General features: G+C 34.2%; 18 protein-coding genes and 1 pseudogene. 10 read left to right on the plus strand and 9 right to left on the minus strand.

The window, feature by feature from the left end:
- Positions 1-356: 356 nt before the first annotated feature.
- The 3 genes from ACGH49_RS07590 to ACGH49_RS07600 form a co-directional block, all read right to left on the minus strand.
- Positions 357-1,517, minus strand: coding sequence for an ABC transporter permease (locus ACGH49_RS07590; protein ID WP_296318431.1), 1,161 nt, complete (start codon positions 1,515-1,517; stop codon positions 357-359).
- Positions 1,514-2,626 carry an HlyD family secretion protein gene (locus ACGH49_RS07595; protein ID WP_411588906.1) on the minus strand — a complete coding sequence of 371 codons (1,113 nt, stop codon included), beginning with the start codon at positions 2,624-2,626 and terminating at the stop codon, positions 1,514-1,516. Before ACGH49_RS07595 ends, ACGH49_RS07590 begins: the two co-directional genes overlap by 4 nt.
- Before the next feature lie 74 nt (positions 2,627-2,700).
- Positions 2,701-3,198, minus strand: coding sequence for a MarR family winged helix-turn-helix transcriptional regulator (locus ACGH49_RS07600; protein ID WP_065609361.1), 498 nt, complete (start codon positions 3,196-3,198; stop codon positions 2,701-2,703).
- A 178-nt stretch (positions 3,199-3,376) separates the two neighbouring features.
- Here ACGH49_RS07600 and ACGH49_RS07605 point away from each other — a divergent pair.
- Positions 3,377-3,520: pseudogene (locus ACGH49_RS07605) on the plus strand (transposase); the annotation flags it as partial.
- A gap of 81 nt (positions 3,521-3,601) precedes the next feature.
- Entirely contained in the window at positions 3,602-3,697 is a 96-nt protein-coding gene (locus ACGH49_RS07610; RefSeq protein WP_411588955.1) for a transposase, read from the plus strand.
- Positions 3,698-3,813: 116 nt separating this feature from the next.
- Here the strand turns inward: ACGH49_RS07610 and ACGH49_RS07615 are convergent, their stop codons facing one another.
- Positions 3,814-4,203 (minus strand): hypothetical protein, encoded by a 390-nt coding sequence (locus ACGH49_RS07615; RefSeq protein WP_411588907.1) that lies wholly within the window; start codon positions 4,201-4,203, stop codon positions 3,814-3,816.
- A gap of 167 nt (positions 4,204-4,370) precedes the next feature.
- Positions 4,371-6,122, minus strand: a complete 1,752-nt coding sequence (locus ACGH49_RS07620; RefSeq protein ID WP_411588908.1) for an AIPR family protein — start codon at positions 6,120-6,122, stop codon at positions 4,371-4,373.
- Positions 6,123-6,862: 740 nt separating this feature from the next.
- On the opposite strand from ACGH49_RS07620, the gene nirB reads away from it, so the two are divergent.
- The 4 genes from nirB to cysG all read left to right on the plus strand — a co-directional run bounded on the left by nirB (position 6,863) and on the right by cysG (position 12,116).
- Positions 6,863-9,385 (plus strand): nitrite reductase large subunit NirB, encoded by a 2,523-nt coding sequence (nirB, locus tag ACGH49_RS07625; protein WP_411588909.1) that lies wholly within the window; start codon positions 6,863-6,865, stop codon positions 9,383-9,385.
- 1 nt (position 9,386) lies between these two features.
- A complete protein-coding gene (gene nirD / locus ACGH49_RS07630; RefSeq protein ID WP_411588910.1) occupies positions 9,387-9,719 on the plus strand; it encodes a nitrite reductase small subunit NirD in 333 nt (110 codons plus the stop codon).
- 27 nt (positions 9,720-9,746) lie between these two features.
- Positions 9,747-10,514, plus strand: a complete 768-nt coding sequence (nirC, locus tag ACGH49_RS07635) for a nitrite transporter NirC (protein ID WP_411588911.1) — start codon at positions 9,747-9,749, stop codon at positions 10,512-10,514.
- Positions 10,515-10,742: 228 nt separating this feature from the next.
- Positions 10,743-12,116 carry a siroheme synthase CysG gene (cysG, locus tag ACGH49_RS07640; protein ID WP_411588912.1) on the plus strand — a complete coding sequence of 458 codons (1,374 nt, stop codon included), beginning with the start codon at positions 10,743-10,745 and terminating at the stop codon, positions 12,114-12,116.
- A 111-nt stretch (positions 12,117-12,227) separates the two neighbouring features.
- On the opposite strand, the gene narL is transcribed toward cysG, so the two are convergent.
- Positions 12,228-12,881, minus strand: coding sequence for a two-component system response regulator NarL (gene narL, locus ACGH49_RS07645; protein ID WP_411588913.1), 654 nt, complete (start codon positions 12,879-12,881; stop codon positions 12,228-12,230).
- 2 nt (positions 12,882-12,883) lie between these two features.
- On the minus strand, positions 12,884-14,692 hold the full coding sequence (locus tag ACGH49_RS07650; protein WP_411588914.1) for a histidine kinase: 1,809 nt from the start codon (positions 14,690-14,692) through the stop codon (positions 12,884-12,886).
- Between the two features lie 231 nt (positions 14,693-14,923).
- Here ACGH49_RS07650 and rplU point away from each other — a divergent pair, with 231 nt between their 5' ends.
- From rplU to cgtA, 4 genes are all read left to right on the plus strand, one after another.
- Entirely contained in the window at positions 14,924-15,232 is a 309-nt protein-coding gene (rplU, locus tag ACGH49_RS07655) for a 50S ribosomal protein L21 (RefSeq protein ID WP_025314436.1), read from the plus strand.
- Positions 15,233-15,247: 15 nt separating this feature from the next.
- On the plus strand, positions 15,248-15,508 hold the full coding sequence (rpmA, locus tag ACGH49_RS07660; RefSeq protein WP_034915250.1) for a 50S ribosomal protein L27: 261 nt from the start codon (positions 15,248-15,250) through the stop codon (positions 15,506-15,508).
- 89 nt (positions 15,509-15,597) lie between these two features.
- Positions 15,598-16,563 carry a DMT family transporter gene (locus ACGH49_RS07665; RefSeq protein WP_411588915.1) on the plus strand — a complete coding sequence of 322 codons (966 nt, stop codon included), beginning with the start codon at positions 15,598-15,600 and terminating at the stop codon, positions 16,561-16,563.
- Complete coding sequence (gene cgtA, locus ACGH49_RS07670) at positions 16,563-17,729, plus strand: Obg family GTPase CgtA (protein ID WP_411588916.1); 1,167 nt, start codon at positions 16,563-16,565, stop codon at positions 17,727-17,729. Before ACGH49_RS07665 ends, cgtA begins: the two co-directional genes overlap by 1 nt.
- 478 nt (positions 17,730-18,207) lie before the next feature.
- Here the strand turns inward: cgtA and smrB are convergent, their stop codons facing one another.
- Positions 18,208-18,753 (minus strand): endonuclease SmrB, encoded by a 546-nt coding sequence (gene smrB, locus ACGH49_RS07675; protein WP_411588917.1) that lies wholly within the window; start codon positions 18,751-18,753, stop codon positions 18,208-18,210.
- 6 nt (positions 18,754-18,759) lie between these two features.
- Positions 18,760-19,398, minus strand: a complete 639-nt coding sequence (gene nth / locus ACGH49_RS07680) for an endonuclease III (RefSeq protein ID WP_065606541.1) — start codon at positions 19,396-19,398, stop codon at positions 18,760-18,762.
- Positions 19,399-19,645: the final 247 nt, after the last annotated feature.

Here is a 19,645-nt window from a genome sequence, read left to right on the forward strand (position 1 = left end):
ACCAGCGAACACTTATTTGTTAAAACGTGTAATAACCATCGTATTAATCAAAAATTCACCAAACCCGCCAGCCCACAAACGAATGGGAAAGCCGAAAAGAGTGACACGAACTTTGAATTGAGATGTGGCATAATCAGCAAATATTTAGCAATTTAAAAAATAGAAAATAAAAATTTAAACGCTTTATTAATTTTTATAATACCGTTAAACCGCATAAAGCGATTTCAAGGAAAACGCTTTATGAGTTTTTATAGGATTATTTTAATTATGAAGTGTAAACAACTCGGCGTTTTTTACAAATTAGAATTATTTTTACAATAATGCTTAAAATGCTCGAAATTAAAACTACCAATGAATTATGATGCATTAACTGCCTTTTTTGCTCGTTCAACAAACATCATCACAACAAAAGCAATGATCGTTAAGTAGATAATGAAAGCGCCATAAGTCGCAAACATATCAATTAGTGAACGCCCTCGCATGGCAAAATCGCGGAAAAATTTAAATAACCAAACTAATGGGAAAGCATGGCTAACATAGTAAGTCCAAATTGGCATTATTCCCACAGCCATTGTTGAACCGCCCATGATAAACCCTGGAGGTACTAAGAAAATCATTCGACCAGCGCCTTCTCCTGGGTTGTTAGTTTTCCAAGACAGTAACAATCCTAGCCAACCAAATGCTAATCCTGTCATAAATATGCTTGGTACAAAAGCAAAATAGTTACCGTCAAAACGCAGTTGTCCAAATATAACAAGTATGGCTGTGATAAGCGTTAATGCTGTTGTAAAAAATAGTGCATAAGGGATTGTTTTTGCTAATAAAGGTAAGAGTCCTCTTTCTATTGTTTGTTCCCACATGCCAGTTACTTTCAAGCGGCCAATAATCATTAATGAGGTTAGGCCGTAAGTCAGTGACGAGAAAAAGTAGACAAAATATATAATCGTCGATATGGTGGACGAGCTTGCTGGATTAAACATATATCGTGTTTTAAGTTGCATTGGTGATAAAGTTGCTTCAATGCCTTCTTTACCAAGTCCTAATGCTGCAACTTTACCAACACTAAGTTCAGCCCCCAATTCTGGAATATATTCATTAAGGCTTTGTAGTACTTTGGCATTTTGTGCATCGTTTGTATCATCAGCAAAATAGCCTAGGCGTACGGTTTGATCGCCTTTTTTTAAGCTTTTTTCTAGACCTTTAGGAATATATAAAACACCTAAATTACGGTCGTGTGAAACCAATGTTATTGGATTTACTGGCGATCTTATTACTTCTGTCACTTCAATATAAGGCGATGTATTGACTTTGCTAATTAATTCAGTCGAATAATGAGAACCATCAAGATCAATAACCGCAATTTTTCCTTCAAACACAGCTCCATGACTTAATACAATTGAAAAAACAAGCGAAACAATAGCAGCTAAGCCAAGCGAAACTTTATAATAAGGTATAAAATGGCCAGACAACATGGCGTCAAGCTCTTCAAGCATGGATTTAATGATGTTTTGCATCATTTTTCAACCTCAAGTGTCATTCCAGTTAATAGTTTAGGAATTGATTTTATGTAAATTCTGACTTGATAAGAGGTTAAATCAGCTTGACCTCGTTCTCGTGTCATGCGTAAGTCAGCAAATGATGGTGCAGCGGTGGCAAAGCGAACTTTTCCTTTTACTTCTTTGTTAAGTGCAATTACATTTGCTGTAACCGTTGTGCCTGGTTGATAATCATTAACCATTTTTTCATTCACATAAATGTCGATATATTTACGATCGGTTTCTAATAAGACTGCTGGCGCACCGTTTGGTACCATTTCGCCATCTTCAAACATAAGTTTTAATACTTTTCCATCTTCAGGTGCTCTTAATGTTAGTCGATCATAATTAAGCTGTAGTTGTTTTAATTCAGCTTCGCCTTGCGCGAGTTGTGATTGAAGCTGTGTTAATTGATTTTGGCGGTTTTGCAGTTTTTGTCGTGCAATTAAGATTGATTGTATTGTCATTCCTGTTGCATTTTTTGTTTGTTCAAATTGGCTAATTTGTTCAGGCGTCGCACCAATCATTAAGGTAGAAAGTTGACTTTCAATTTGAATAACTTGCATTTTTGCATTAATAAAAACATTACGAGCATTATCAAGTTGTGACTGCGAGTTTCCCCCCGATTTACGTAATTGGGTTTGGCGATCAAATTCAGTATTAGCTAGGTATCGAGCCGATTTCGCTGCTTCTAAATTGGCTTGCACTTCTTCTATTTTTCGCCAAGTTGATAATTCTGAAAGGTTGGTTTCACTTTCAGTGATTTCAATATTTTTTTGTTCTTGGTTTACTGCCGCCTTTTGGCTATCAACTAAAGCTTGTAGTTGATCGATAGCTAGTTTGGTATCGATATCTTCTAATTGCATTAAAGGATCACCTTTTTTTACTATTTGTGATTCTTCTACAAATCGCTTGGTGACTTTTCCGCCGACATTTTGAAAGGCAATATTAATCTCATCGGCAGTTAATACACCAGATTTGATGCTTTTGGCAACCGAGACCGCATCATTTCTTGAACCTAAAAAGATTAAAAATGAGCCAAAGATTAGCAGGAGTAAAAAGATAACAGGAATTTTGACATTTTTTTTCATATATAGCTTATTTTCCATTTATTTAGTCAGCTAACTATTTAAGTGAAATGAAGAACTTTAATGATTAAAGTCCGTTATTTTCGTAATAATTTACGTAACATCAATATTAAAGACTCTTGTTCTTGCGAATTGAGTACTTGTGCAAAAGCGCGAATTGATTTTAGGTGATTGGGTAATGCATTTTGAATCAGCTTTTCGCCTGTATGTGTTAAAGTGATTAATCGAGAACGACCATCATCACCACTTTTTGACATCGAGATTAAAGGCTCTGGCGCTGCCAGCATTCGTTTAACCATTACTGATACTGTTGCTGGTGTTACACCAATGCGCAAAGCAAGATCACTGGCACAGGTTTCACCTTCTGAAAACAATGACATCAATAAGGCAAACTTACCTTCAGAAACGCCGTAATCTTTATCTAATTGCGCATAGATATTAGCACGAATTAGATCGGCCGTTGTTATTAAGCTCAAAACCAGATCAACACCAGAAACATCAACGATGTCATTATTAAATCTTTGTGCTCGAGCTAAGGTTTCACGTGAAGGCAGCTTTCTTGAATTGTAATTCAATTATCATTACTCAATTTATTTAGTCGGCTAATTATAAACATTTAATTATGGTTGGCAACTTTTTTAGCTGTTTTTATCGATTTGCAGGGTAATTAAGTAATTTTTTTGAGAGGTATTTTCGATCCTCGCCAAAAATTCGCCTCTATGATATAAACAAAAATCATAGGAGACAAATATTATGGTCAAAAAATTTAGTATCGAATTCAAACAACAATCAGTGGATTATGCGTTATCTAATGCACACCTTTCTATCAGCGAACTTGCCAATCATCTAGGTGTGGGTAAATCAACCCTAGATAAATGGATTAGGCAACTTTCCCCGAATAAACTGTAACTATCCCCCTAAAATAGTACAGCAAAAAAGTAGAAAATTCTCTATGATAAAAGAAAAGGGGATTTAATTATGAAAAAAATGACTGAACATCAAATCGTCGATATTTTAAAAGAAGCTGAAGCGGGTATTCCCGTTAAAGAACTGTGCCGTAAATATGGCGTGTAGGAAAACGCCGAGTTGTTTATACTTCATGGTTAAAATAATCCTCTAAAAACTCATAAGGCGTTTTCCCTGAAATCGCTTTATGCGGTTTAACGGTATTATAAAAATTAATAAAGCGTTTAAGCTTTAGTATAAGGACATTGGGCTAACACATCGTTTTGTAAAAATTGTGCTGCGCTAAATTGGGATTTATCAGGGTAAATACCCGCATAAAGCTCACGTGAAAAATCATCAATACCGACAAATAAATATTCTCTAGTTTGCTGTTTCGTTTCATTTTTAAGTAAAGGTAAACGTTTGGTATCAACGTGTAGCATTTCTCCCGGATAGGCTTTGTTATAGCGTTTAGCTTGCCGTCTTAATTTATCTTCAATCGATTTTTCGACTTTAACCAGACGTTTAATTCCATAACGAATGGTTTTATAACGTTCATTCTTACTGGTTAAAGGCACAAAAAGCTTCAATCGGGCTTTCTTTAGTACATTATAAATGGTAGGCCGACTGACCATAAAGCATTTTGCCAAATCAGTGACCGTTATTTTTTCTTTATGATATAAGCGCCATATTTCTTGTTTGTGATAAGGCGTTAGTTTTGTTTTTTATGTATATTCATTACAGTAGTTTCTCAAATTACTGTAAACAACGCTAGTAAATCCTACATCTTATACAACTTAATTCAATTCTTATCTACATCAAAATATCTTAATAAGCTCTCAACCTTTGATTTATTTTCAAAAAAACGAGGAATCATGATACTTGCATCAAATTTTTCTTCTATATAACTTATTATTTTATCTAACGTTTCTACATATGCATCATTTACAGCACATTCATCTATTTTTATTAGTTCTGAGTCTATTTTCATGTTTGACAAAAATTTATTCAATAATATAGCAGTGATTACTCTATTGCTATGCGTTAATATTCTTTCTTTTTTGGGTTCTTGAATATCAGTTTTTCGAGCCAATAAATTTATTTTAACTGATTCAATTTGACGATATAAAAGCACAAGATTAATAGTTTTTATTCCTGAAACTCTATCATTAAAAATTGAAGTGTATGTTGTGCTTGTAAAGTTCTCAAAAAATTTACCTCTCCCCTTTTTTAAAGTTGTTATTGCTGTAGCCTTTTTGCTAAAACACACTAAAGCATCTAATGCTTCATCCAAATCAATAGTCTTATCTTCTGGGATAGATTCTTCTTTATTGGATCTAAGCAATTTATACTTATACCCTTCAATTAAAATTTCTTTTTGTAATCTTTGTTGATTTTCTTCTTGAGAAGCAAAATCTCTACCAGAAACTGCATTTTGATGGTTAGTTGCTCTAGTAATTTTATAAATTAAATCATTGATTGCATCAGTCTGAATAACTTTTATATATACTTTAATTTTACTCAATGCGTCCTTATCAGTAATTTTACCAATAGTACTGACTGTTTGAGCACCATTCACAATAGTAATATTTTCAAGAGTAAACAAACCATTAGGGTTATTATTAGCATTACGTTTATGAGGACCAATACTTTCAACTAAAACAGTTATGCCATTATTAAAATACCAAAACAATTCTGGTTCAGTTAAAATTGTATCTTTGATAGATTGATTGACAGGTGTATCGCCTAGTAATCCCCTAATATTCTTCTCAAATAAAGATATATTATGCAAATCCCACCATTCCTTTAGTTGGATACCATCAATATACCCATATATCGAAGTATAAGGCTCATCAAGTCTTCCATATGAAAATAATTGCGCATCTTTGATAGTTATTGCTGTTCTTGAAGCTCCGGATAACCCTTCGACAATATTTTCTCTAGAAAATAGATGAACTTGAAAAGGAAGTGAATTACTATCAGAAATATCATCAATACACGCACTCTTATTAAGTTCATTTTGCCAATCTTTCATCAACTCAAGAATATCAGATGCTCCACCTACTTTACCCGTGTGAGACATAATAAATAGACATTTGTAATCCATTTCACCGAATGCGAATTCAATATCAGAGATTTTAGGTTGTAGCTTACTAGACAAACGTTCATATTTTCCAGACAAAAGATTTTCACATGCTAGTTTAAAATTTAAAAACTCATCTTTTTTCCATGTAGCAGTTCCAGATTTATTATATTTTGACTGAACAACGATTAAAATTTTAACTGAATGAGAAACATAAATAGCATCAATACCTCCATCATCGCTGCCGTCACATACAGAATAGGAAGCTTCTTCATCACTTGCTCCAGTAAAAAAAGATACCGTGTATGCCGCAATAGATCTACTGATTAATTCATCTTCAGAATTAGTTCTTGTTAAATACTGCTCAAATCTGTCTTTCAATCGATTACCAATTCTGGTAGCTGTTCTATTAGCAGTAGTGTCTTGAAAAGAATCACCGTCACTATTATATAACTCTGAAACTAATGTCATAAACCCTCTTTACTAATAAAAAATTAAAATTTAATTAATATTAATATTACACACACCTATCAATAGACGCCTACTGTTCTTTACAACCAATTAGATTTATTCACTTAATTATTTAATTATATCAAATGTTCTAAATTATAAAAAATTTTAATTAAAATAAAGAGGTATTTTATAGTTTTTTTCGAATATTTATTTACGTGATCCTCAACAAAATATTAGATAGTGCGTACCTCTATCATTTTGTTGTTTCAGTAATATTATTGTTCATATTGTTCAGGTGATATCCAGCCGTTGGCTGAATGAATTTCTTTTTCTAAAACCATAATCCGTTGTACTCAACCGTTACTCCTCAACGGCTGGTTTTATTCGGAGCTAGTTGTCTAATTCTCTTACCTAGGATTGATTTACCTATGCTTAGATGGTTGGCAAGTTTACTTATAGAAAGGTGTACATGAGATAACGCATAATCGACTGATTGTTGTTTGAATTCGACGCTAAATTTTCTGATCATGATATTTTTCTCCTATGATTTGTATTTATATCATAGAGGTGACTTCTTCCAATTTTTTGGGTGAGGATCATTTTTAAACAAGCCTTATCTTGAAATTATGACTTAAACAATCACTCCTACCACTAAAGTAGTAATCCTTGAGGGTAGTTATATTCTATGCACAGTTTCATACAATGTTATTAAATTAAAATTTTTTAGCAATTTAATTAAATTAAAATTGGAGTTATGTATGAGTAAAACCAACCTCGTTATTATTGGTAATGGGATGGTTGGGCATCGTTTTATTGAAGAGTTAATTGATAAAATGCAGCCCAATCAATTCAATATTACTATTTTTTGTGAAGAACCTCGTCTTGCCTATGATCGGGTACACCTTTCTTCTTATTTTTCTGGTCACACAGCAGAAGCGCTTTCTCTAGTTCGCGAAGGTTTATACGAAGAGAATAATATTAAAGTCTTACTTAATGAACGGGCTATTTTAATTAACCGTCAGCGTAAGGAGATTCACTCTCAACAAGGGCGAATTGTTGCTTATGATAAATTGATTATTGCGACAGGATCTTATCCTTGGGTACCACCGATTAAAGGTGCTGATGGTTCGGATTGTTTTGTTTATCGTACGATTGAAGATCTTGATGCTATTCAAGAATGTGCAAAGCGTTGTCAAAAAGGCGCTGTTGTGGGTGGTGGATTGCTTGGACTTGAGGCTGCTGGAGCTTTAAAAAACTTAGGTATGGAAACGCATGTGGTTGAGTTTGCTCCAGTGCTTATGGCTGAACAGCTGGATGTGCAGGGTGGAGAACAACTACGTCGTAAAATTGAGGAGATGGGGGTAGGTGTTCATACCAGTAAAAATACTCAAGAAATTATTCACACACCTGCTGGGAAAATCATGCAATTTGCGGATGGCTCGGCACTTGAAGTCGATTTTATTGTTTTTTCAACTGGCATTAGAGCAAATGATAAATTAGCTCAAGAATGTGAGTTAGAAATCGGTCCTCGCGGGGGCATTGTTATTAATGATTATTGCCAAACTTCGGATCCTGATATCTATGCTATTGGTGAATGTGCTTGTTGGCAAAACAAGGTGTTTGGTTTAGTTGCACCAGGCTACAAAATGGCTCAGATTGCCTTAGCGCATTTAATGGGACAAGCAGATAAATTTGAAGGCGCCGATATGAGCGCTAAGCTAAAGCTTATGGGAGTCGATGTCGGTAGTATTGGCGATGCTAAAGCAAAAACAATAGGGTGTCATAGTTATGTTTATTTAGATGAAACAACGCCAGTTTATAAAAAATTGGTTGTTTCGAATGATAATAAAAAGCTTTTGGGTGCGGTATTGGTTGGCGATACGTCAGATTATAGTAATTTATTGCAATTAATGCTTAATGATATGGATCTACCTGAACATCCAGATACGTTGATACTGCCTGCACATGCAGGAGCAAAACCAGCTATGGGGGTTGATGCGCTTCCCGATTCAGCACAAATCTGCTCTTGTTTTGATGTGACTAAAGAAAAAATTATTAATGCCATTAATGCTGGTTGTCATACGGTTGCAGCAATCAAAGCTGAAACTAAAGCTGGGACTGGGTGTGGAGGCTGTATCCCACTTGTTACACAAATTCTTAATTTAGAGTTAGCTAAACAAGGCATTGAGGTCAGCCATGCATTATGCGGACATTTTAAATATTCGCGTCAGGAGTTATATCATCTTATCCGTGTTGAGGGCTTAACGTCTTTTGAGCAAGTAATTAAGAAACATGGTAAAGGCTATGGCTGTGAAATTTGTAAACCTACCGTCGGATCTTTATTAGCTTCATGTTGGAATGATTATATTCTTAAAGATAATTTGATTCCTCTACAAGATAGTAATGATATTTTCTTAGGTAATATTCAAAAAAATGGTACTTATTCGATAATTCCGCGTAGTGCTGGTGGTGAAATTACTCCAGAAGGATTAATTGCTGTTGGTCAAATAGCTAAAAAATATCAGCTCTATTCTAAAATTACCGGTTCACAGCGCATTGGCTTATTTGGAGCTCAAAAAGACGATCTTCCAGCTATTTGGAAGGAGCTTATTGAGGCTGGTTTTGATAGTGGTCATGCTTATGCCAAAGCATTAAGAATGGCAAAAACTTGTGTAGGTAGCACTTGGTGTCGATTCGGTGTCGGAGATAGTGTTGGTTTAGGCGTTGAGCTAGAAAACCGTTATAAAGGCATTCGTGCACCACATAAATTTAAACTAGGCGTATCAGGTTGTACGCGTGAATGTGCCGAAGCGCAAGGTAAAGATATCGGTGTTATTGCTACTGAAAAGGGATGGAATCTTTATGTGTGTGGTAATGGTGGTATGAAGCCTCGTCATGCTGATTTACTTGCTGCTGATCTCGATAAAAATACACTAATTCGATATATTGATCGTTTCCTTATGTTTTATATTCGTACCGCAGATAAATTACAACGGACGTCAGTCTGGCTTGAAAATTTAGATGGCGGTATTGATTATTTACGTAGTGTTATTATTGGCGATAAATTAGGCATAAATGCTGAGTTAGAAAGTGAAATGACACGCTTACGTAAATTAATGGTATGTGAATGGAAGGAAGCTGTTGAAAATACAGAAGGCCAAATTCGATTTTCTCATTTTATTAATAGTAACAAACGTGATGAGAATGTCCAAATCGTACCTGAGCGTGATCAGCATCGCCCAGCAACAGCAGAAGAACGTAAAGTAATGTTAGGGGAATAATATGAGTCAATGGATAACTATTTGTAAACTTGATGAGATTTTACCAGGCACAGGAGTTTGTGCTCTTGTTGGTAATGATCATGTGGCTATTTTTCGCCCTTATAATAATGCTGAGCTTTATGCGATTAGTAATATTGATCCATTTGCTAAAGCAAGTGTTTTATCCCGAGGCATTATAGCAGAACATGAAAATGAGTTATGGGTGGCAAGCCCGCTTAAAAAGCAACGCTTTCGTTTAAAAGATGGTTATTGTTTTGAAGATGAACAATATTCAATCCTCCATTATGAAGTAGATGTTAATGACGGTGGGATCGTACAAGTAAAGTCGCGCTAAATGTATTTTTAAAAGGATAAATTCATTATGTATACAGAGACAATTAATAAATGTGCAGCAAATGCTGCGCGTATTGTTCGTTTGACAAAAACGAATCCATTTGGTTTTTGGCTAAGTTCTGCTATGGCTGGGGCTTATGTAGGAATAGGTATTATTTTGATTTTTACTTTAGGAAACCTTGTTGATCCATCAATAAGACCTTTACTTATGGGGGCAACATTTGGTATTGCTTTAACGTTGGTTGTAATTGCAGGTTCTGAATTATTTACAGGGCATACCATGTTTTTAACCCTAGGAGTAAAATGCAAAAAAATTACTCATACCCAAATGTGGACAGTATTGCCACAAACATGGTTAGGAAATTTATTAGGTTCAATTTTTGTTACTGCATTGTATTTTTATGCTGCAACACCGCTATTATCAACGGATACTAGTTTGGTTCATGCAGCGGCTTTAGCAAAAACATCTGCTTCAGCTTCGGCATTATTTTCTAGAGGTATTTTATGTAACTGGTTAGTTTGTTTAGCGATTTGGATGGCTAATCGAGTTGAAGGTTTGGCAAAGTTTATCGCTATTTGGTGGTGTTTGTTAGCATTTATTGCTTGTGGTTATGAACACTCCGTTGCGAACATGACACTTTTTTCACTTTCATGGTTTGGTCATCATAGTGATGCTTACACATTAACTGGAATTGGTCATAATCTATTATGGGTTTCATTAGGAAATATTGTTTCTGGCGCATTATTTATGGGGCTGGGATACTGGTATTCAACACCCAAAGAAGATCGACCTTAATAGCTGTTTAATTCAGAAAATGTGGTTAAAATAACCTAATATAAGGAGAGAGCATGGTAAGCAATCCCCCAAAAGGTGTTAAATTAATGAGGATTATATTTTGTTTTAATCGTAATTAGTAATAAAAAATAACGAAGCAATTAAAAATAGGATAATTAATAAATTTCTATTATTAGAGGTTAGTTGTTAATAAATTTTTAAACAGATAATGTTTTATTTTGAGGTATTATGGATTATTTCCCCTTATTTTGTAAGCTAGAAAACCGTGATTGCTTATTAGTCGGTGGCGGTGAAGTTGCTGAGCGTAAAGCTCGATTATTACTTGAAGCTGGTGCACGCTTAACTGTCAATGCGCATGAATTTAACGAGCAATTCATATGTTGGAATGAACAAAAACAACTAGTTTTAGTTCAAGGGGAGTTTAATGCCGAATTACTGAATGATAAATGGTTAGTTATTGCGGCAACAGACTGTCAGGAAACTAATCAAAGGGTGAGTGTTGAGACGGAAAAAAAGCGTATTTTTTGTAATGTGGTTGATTCTCCAAAAGATGCGAGTTTTATTATGCCCTCAATTATTGATCGTTCGCCTATTATGGTTGCAATATCTTCAGAAGGGCATGCTCCTGTTTTGGCTAGATTATTGCGTGAAAAACTAGAGTCCATTTTACCCCAACATTTAGGAAAATTAGCTAAATATGCCGGTTATTTACGTAATAAAGTTAAAACAACCTATCAAACAGTGACGGAACGTCGTCGTTTTTGGGAAAGGTTATTTTCTCATGATAGGTTAGCTCAAGCGATTGCTAATAGCGATTCAGATCATGTTGAAAAACTCACTAATGAGTTATTTGATACTTCACTTGATTCGCGTGGAGAGGTTGTATTAGTTGGCGCTGGTCCGGGTGATGCAGGCTTGTTGACTTTAAAGGGATTACAACAAATCCAACAAGCAGATATTATTGTCTATGATAGATTAGTATCGGATGAAATTATGAATTTAGCCCGTCGAGATGCTCAACGTATTTTTGTTGGTAAGCGAGCAGGATTTCATTGTGTACCTCAAGAACAAATAAATCAGATTCTTTTACAACAAGCTAAAAAAGGTAAACGTGTTGTACGTTTAAAAGGTGGAGATCCTTTTATTTTTGGTCGAGGTGGTGAAGAGCTCGAAACATTATTTAATGCTGATATTCCATTTTCTGTTGTGCCAGGAATTACTGCAGCTTCAGGTTGTTCTGCTTATAGTGGAATTCCATTAACGCATCGAGATTATGCTCATAGCGTACGTTTAATTACTGGTCATTTGAAAGATGGTAGTCATCTTGATTGGAAAAGTTTAGCCGCTGAAAAACAAACATTAGTTTTTTATATGGGATTATCTCAAGCTAGTAACATCGAAAAACAATTAATTAAATACGGTATGAATGCAAATACGCCAGTTGCAATTGTTGAAGAAGGTACAACAACAAAGCAAAAAGTAATATCAGGTCTGTTATGTGATTTAGCACAATTGTCTTTGCAGGCTTATAGTCCTAGTTTAATTATTATCGGGCCTGTTGTAGCATTCCGCGAAAAGCTGAATTGGTTTTCTGAGTATTAATAGAAATAAATAGATGAATTTTCGTGAACACCATCCTATATTTTGTGTTATAAATTGTTTTACCTATTTAAGGTAATGCGTTATGATTTATCTATTTTTAAGTAAATAACATTATTCCTTACTTTGTAAATACCATACTGTCATTTCCATTCGTGATTTAAAATTAAGTTTTTTGAATATACTTTTGATATGTACTTTGACGGTGCTTTCTACGATACCTAAATCTCTTGCAATTAGCTTATTTGATAGTCCTTGTACTAATAAATTAAAAATTTCATTTTCTCTTAGTGTCAACAAGCTGACATCATGCATCTGTTTTGCAATTGGTTGTTTGTTATGACGCATGTAATTGAGGATAATATGCGAAATAGCATTATCCATAACTAGTTTTCCAATCGAGATTTCTTGTAGTGATTTTAGAAAATCTTCAGGCTCCATATCTTTTAATAAATAGCCATCAGCACCTGTTTTTAGTGCGGTGATTATATCTTCTTTTGCATCTGATACTGTAAACATAATAATTCGACTCGATATGTTTTTTTGGCGCAAATAGTGTAATATTTCTAATCCATTAACGTCTTGCATATTGATATCAAGTAAAATAATATCAGGATCAAGCTCTTCGGCTAATTTAACGCCTTCTATTCCAGAGCCAGTTTCTCCTACAATGTCAAAATGGTTGACTGTATTTATCAGCTGTTTTACGCCATTTCTTAACATTGGATGATCATCAATAAGAAGTATTGAGCAATTTATTTGTTCCATTTTTACTCTTCTGTTGTTTTGAATGAAATGGTTTTATTAACCTTAAATGCTATCATAACTTGTGTTCCTTGGAGAGGTTTGCTATTTATTGTTAAATTACCATTTAGTATTTCAACTCTATCACGCATAATGATTAGACCATAGCTATTATCTAGTCTAATATTGTTTTGTAAACCAATTCCATTATCCTCAATACAAACAGAAATAATTTGATGGTCATCAATTTTTAAACTAACAATAATCTGTGTAGCTTTAGCATGTTTGTATATGTTATTTAGTCCTTCTCGAATTATTTGCAATAAATGAAATGCATATTTACTATTGATAATATTCAGCGGTAATAAATATTCAAACTGAATATTGAATTGTAATTTTTGATTAAATTCCTCAATTAATTCCAGTAAATTTGCATAAAAACCCGTTTGGTTAAGGCGTAAGCGAAAAGAGGTAATTAGTTCTCTTAGTTGTGAGTAGGTTATATTGACTTCTTTACGCATTGTTGACAATAAATCAATACTGCTTTGTGATGTTAAATCTGATTGCATTTGTAAGCAGTTGAGGTGTATTTTTAAACAAGATAGAGATTGAGCAATGGAATCATGCAGCTCTCTGGCCATTGCTGAGCGTTCTTTTATTAATAAATATTGTTTTTGTTGTTCAATTTGTCTATCGAGCTTCATTGCGGTAGTCATTTGCTTGATGACTCCTATAATTAAGTTTTCTTGTTCATTGGTTAATATGATATTTTCTGGCTGTAAAGCAAATAATATCCCATATTTTTCTCCATTTTCTTGAAGGTGCCAATGGCGTTGAAAGTTATTTTTTTGAGAAGTTTTTGATGAGATTAAACAAGCGTTGCATTTAGGACCTTGGCAATAAGGTAATTTTTGTTCATTATTGTAACTAATTTGTTGATAATGATCAGTATTATTTGATTCATAAAAACGAATTTTAAATTGAGTTAATGGTACTAAATCTTCTAATTTGTGTAGTATTTTTAGAAAACGTTCACACAATGGTTCTGAAGTATGCAGTTGCTTAATTGTTTGATATTGAAATGAAACGATTTTATTGGTTTGTTGTAATTTATCTGTTTTTTCTGCGACTTGTTTTTCTAACAATAAATATTGTGATTCGATTTGCTCGGACATTTTGTTAAAAGCAAGCCCTAATAGATCAAATTCATTTTTTCTACCTTTAATATTAAAACGCGCTTTAAAATTGTGGTTAGAAATTGCTTCAGCCATACTAATTAGTTTCTGCCATGGCGCAAGGAGGTAGTAGCGTAAGTAATAAATTTGAACAGCTAAAAAAATTACGATAATAACAATAAATAATTGTTGTAATTGAGAAATATAATAAATTTTGTTTTCGGTTTTTTGATCAATCTTATCTACTAAATTGTTGATACGAGCAACATAGTTTTCAATATCAATTTTTATTTCATCGATTTTTTGTGCTTGCTGTATTTTAGTAATAAGTCGAGTATTCCAATCGGTTTCTAACTGATTAAATTCATTAATTAAATCGTAACGTTTTAAAAGCGTTAAATGTTTTTGTGATGAAGAAATATTAATAAAAATATTTAAATTATCATAATCTTCCTTATTGAGTGGAACCATTGTTAGTATTTGGTAGTTCTTCATTCTTAGTAAGCCTAATTGATTAACCATATACGCTCCACCTTTTGTATCATTGGCAATCTGGATTGAAAACGATAATGCAACTAAAGCAATAGCGCCTAAACAGAGCAGCAATAGTGTTAAACGATTAATAATTGATTCGGTGTAGCGAATTTTTATTTTCGACATATAAACACTTAACGTTATTTTTAAATTTTATTCTGGCTAAATAGTAATTTATGATTATTGTAGCTTGAAAAGAGTATCTCGCTGATCTTTTTTATAACTTTTTGCGATCTTTTGTTAAAGAGCGCTTGCAACAAGAATAAAATTTGCGTAAAATTCACGCCCTATAAGATTAATCACGCAGACATATATGTTTAATCAAGTAATCGTCTGCTTTTTATTGCGGAGTTAAGTATGTACGCAGTTTTCCAAAGTGGTGGTAAACAACACCGAGTTAGCGAAGGACAAGTCGTTCGCTTGGAAAAAATTGAAGTCGAAACAGGTGCAGAAGTTGTTTTCGATAAAGTTTTAATGGTAGCAAATGGTGAAGACATCAAAGTTGGTGCTCCGTTTGTTGAAGGTGCAACAATTAAAGCAGAAATTGTTGAGCACGGTCGTGGCGATAAAGTGAAAATTGTTAAATTCCGTCGTCGTAAACACTATCGTAAACAACAAGGTCACCGTCAGTGGTTCACTGATGTGAAGATCACTGCAATCGCTTAATAGGAGTATCGAACAATGGCACATAAGAAGGCTGGTGGTTCATCACGTAATGGTCGTGATTCCCAAAGTAAACGTTTAGGTGTTAAACGTTATGGTAGTCAAGAAGTTCTTGCTGGTAACATTTTAGTTCGTCAACGTGGAACTCAATTCCACCCAGGCACTAATGTAGGTTGTGGTCGTGATCATACTCTATTTGCCTTAATTGATGGACAAGTAAAGTTTGAAGTTAAAGGACCTAAGAATCGTCGTTATGTTAGTGTAGTTGCTAACAGCTAATTCATAAACGATTCAAAAAGTTTTAGAAGCCTCACAATTATTGTGGGGCTTTTTTCATTTCTTGAAGTTAATATAAAATTGATGGTGATATGATAAAGCAGCAAAATGTTAAATTAGGTTTTGCACTTGCCATGTTAACCGCAGTGATGTGGGGCATTGTGCCAATTGCAATGAAATACGCACTAGTAGTTGTTGATCCATTGACATTAGCTTGGTCTAGACTAGCTATTTCAGCGCTTGGTATTACCATCTGGTTGGCTTATAAAAAGCAATTTCCTAATTTAATGATGTTTAGAAAATGTCGTCGTTTTGTTTTAGTGATGATTGCAGGTTTTGGGTTGTTGGGTAATTTTGCACTGTTTGCTAATGCACTTCAGTATCTTTCAGCTACAACCGCTCAGGTTGTTGGGCAAACAGGCATTGTGATTTTTATGATTTCAAGTGCTTTTATTTTTAGAGAGCGACTCAGACCGACTCAGATTATTGGTATTTTAGTATTATTAGTTGGGCTGGGGTTATTTTTTAATAAAAATATTGTAGATCTGTTTTCTAATATGTCTTCATATGGTATTGGCGTGTGGCTTGGTTTACTGGCTTCGGTATCATGGGCTTGTTATGCGCTTGCTCAAAAAGTACTATTACAGAAATTACGTGCAGAACAGTTACTTTGGTTGATTTACCTTATTTGTACTGTTTTTTTGTTGCCTTTTACGTCGCTAAGTAAAATTACAAATGCTGATGCAACTCAACTGTTTGCTATCATATTTTGTGGTTTAAATACTATTATTGCTTATGGCGCATTAGTGATGGCTATGGAAAGATGGCAAGCAGCACAAGTGAGTGCAATAACAACCCTAACGCCATTGTTTTCGCTGATCTTTTCAGATTTGTTTGCTTTAATTTGGCCTGAAAAGTTTGCTATGCAATATTTAAATATTTTAGGTTATATTGGTGCAGTATCTGTTGTTGCGGGTGCTATGTTTGCGACCATTGGGCATTATATTTGGCATCCAAGAAAAGGCTGGCTAATTAACCGCAATAAAGGGGAAGAATAATGAAATTTGTTGATGAAGCATCAATTCGCGTTGAAGCTGGAGATGGTGGAAATGGTTGTGTCGGTTTTCGCCGAGAAAAGTATATACCTAAAGGTGGTCCTGATGGTGGCGACGGTGGCGATGGTGGTGATGTCTTTTTTATCGCTGATGAGAATTTAAATACACTAGTTGATTTTCAGTTTGAAAAAAATTACCGTGCTGAGCGTGGCCAAAATGGACAGGGTTCTGATTGTACGGGTAAGCGTGGCCGAGATATTACCGTTAAAGTACCGGTGGGGACACGAATTACCGACAAATATACAGGTGAAATTATTGGTGATTTAACCCATCACCAACAAAAAGTATTGGTTGCCAAGGGCGGTTTTCATGGGCTTGGAAATGCGCGTTTTAAATCATCGGTAAATCGTGCGCCAAGACAAAAAACTGATGGTACTCCAGGTGAAAAGCGCGATGTATTATTAGAATTGTTGTTACTTGCTGATGTGGGGATGTTGGGCTTGCCTAATGCTGGTAAATCAACTTTTATTCGCTCAGTTTCAGCTGCTAAACCAAAAGTTGCCGATTATCCATTTACTACTTTAGTGCCTAGTTTAGGTGTAGTAAGAATGGATAATGAACAAAGTTTTGTTGTTGCTGATATTCCTGGTTTAATAGAGGGGGCATCAGACGGTGCAGGACTTGGTATTCGTTTCTTAAAACATCTTGAACGTTGTCGTGTTTTAGTTCATTTGATCGATATGGCACCAGTAGATGAATCAGATCCGGTAGAAAATGCTAAAGTGATAATCCAAGAGGTTCAACGATATAGTGAAAAATTAGCTAATAAACCACGTTGGTTGGTGTTTAATAAAATGGATGTATTAGGTCCTGAAGAGAGCGCTAAACGTGCGGCTGAAATAGCTAAGACACTTGATTGGCAAGATAAATATTATATTATTTCAGCCATTAATCAAGAAGGTGTAAAAGCCTTGTGTTGGGACTTAATGGAATATATCAATGCGCATCCACGTGAAGCAGAACAAGAAGTGTCATCGCCTGAAAAAGTGGAATTTATGTGGGATGATTACCATCAACAAGTAATGGATGAGGCTTTTGATGATGGCGATGATTTTGGTGACTGGGACGAAAGCGATGAAGAGGGTGTTGAATTTATTTATCAAAAATAATGAGTACTATACTCTGTTTTATTTCGCCTAAATTAGCCATTGCGTAGAATTTTTTATAAAAGCAGAATAGGAATATTCTGCTTATTTTTTATATTGTTAAATATGAATCCTCTTATTATGAAATTAGAGAATAAAGGATTTATTTTTATCTAGCTTAGAAAATAAAAAAATGCTTGATATTGTTAATGATAATCATTATCATTATTGTCGTACTTTGTTAGAGCTTTAGAGGCTTCAGAAAAAGTATGACATTGCTCACATTGCTTCCAATGTTTACCAGCTTGACGTTATCGCTAAGCTGGTTTTTTTGTTTTGCGTTATTAACAATTATTTTTAAACATTAACCTCTAGTTAAAACTATTTTAATTGTTGTTTTTATCTACATGCTAATGTCGTCACAAAGGCTTAAATAAATTGACGGAAGAAGAGTAAAAATTATTTTTATGATTACCCAGATGGTTGGTTAAGTTTTCAAAAACTAGCTATTTATTAGTTTGTTTTCAATATCAAATAAAATGAGAAGTGCTGCGTTGCCACCAAATTCTTTAGGGGCTTGATGAAAACAGATAACATGAGGATGCTGAGCTAGCCACATGGGTGTTTGTTTTTTTAAGATGTTTTTCCCATGTCCATACATGATACAAGCACAATGCGTTCTTTCACGTAAACATGCTGCGATAAGAGCGGCAATTTCTTTTTTAGCCTCTTGTTGAATTAACCCATGTAGGTCTAAAAAGAATTCTGGTTCATAAAATCCACGACGCAATTTTTTTACTTCGTAGGGATCTGCATTTTCTCGGCTATAGCAAATAGGGTCTTCTTGCAATAGCGGCTGATAATCATCAGAAAAATAAAATTCAGCATTAATTTTTTCATATTGCTGTTTTTGGGTTTCTATTACTTTTTGTGAACGTTTTTGTGGTTTATGAACGACAGTATCTTGTTTTAGTTTTTTGGTGATGCTACCAATACTATTTTTAAACAAGTTTATATCATCTTGGTCTAAATTAAATTTATTTGGCATTGATTTCTACTCTGGATAAGTTTTTTCTTTAAATTCGCACAAATCTTCTATAACACAGGATCCACATCTAGGCTTTCTGGCAATACAGGTATAACGGCCATGTAATATTAGCCAGTGGTGACAATTTATTTTATATTCTTTGGGTACGACTTTCAGCAATTTTTCTTCAACAACCTCTACTGTTTTACCTGGTGCAAAACCTGTACGGTTGCTTACTCTAAATATGTGTGTATCAACGGCAATGGTAGGCCAACCGAAAGCGGTGTTTAACACAACATTTGCCGTTTTACGACCAACACCCGGTAATTCAATTAGTGCATCAAAACGTTCAGGAACTTCACCCTGATATTTATCTACCAAAATTTGACACGTTTTTATTATATTATCCGCTTTACTGTTATAAAGCCCAATGGTACGGATATAGCTTTTTAGTTTATCAATACCAAGAGCCAAAATTTGTTCAGCAGTATTAGCAATAGCAAACAGCGGTTTTGTGGCTTTGTTTACACTAACATCAGTCGCTTGGGCTGAAAGTACTACTGCGATTAATAGTTCAAAAGGTGTTTCATACACTAGTTCTGTTGTTGGATCTTTAATATGATCTTTTAATCTTTCTAAAATTTGAATTCGGGTTGATTGTTTCACAAAATAATTTTATTAAAAAATAGTAAGACGCATATTATATACTTTTATTTACTGTTTATCTGTAAGTTGCATTTATTTTTTTATATGGATGAGAACGATGAAATGTACTGATTAATAATTGTAAGACAATTTTATTTTTAATGTTGCTTAGTTTTTTGTTATTTGTATATTCACATTTATACTCACTGACTTTTTAGCATAGTCATTTTATGATAAGCTAGCGTACTATTTCTTAATTTTATCAAAT

It is taken from the genome of Gilliamella sp. BG7, from assembly GCF_046635565.1.
GTDB lineage: Bacteria > Pseudomonadota > Gammaproteobacteria > Enterobacterales > Orbaceae > Gilliamella > Gilliamella apicola_P.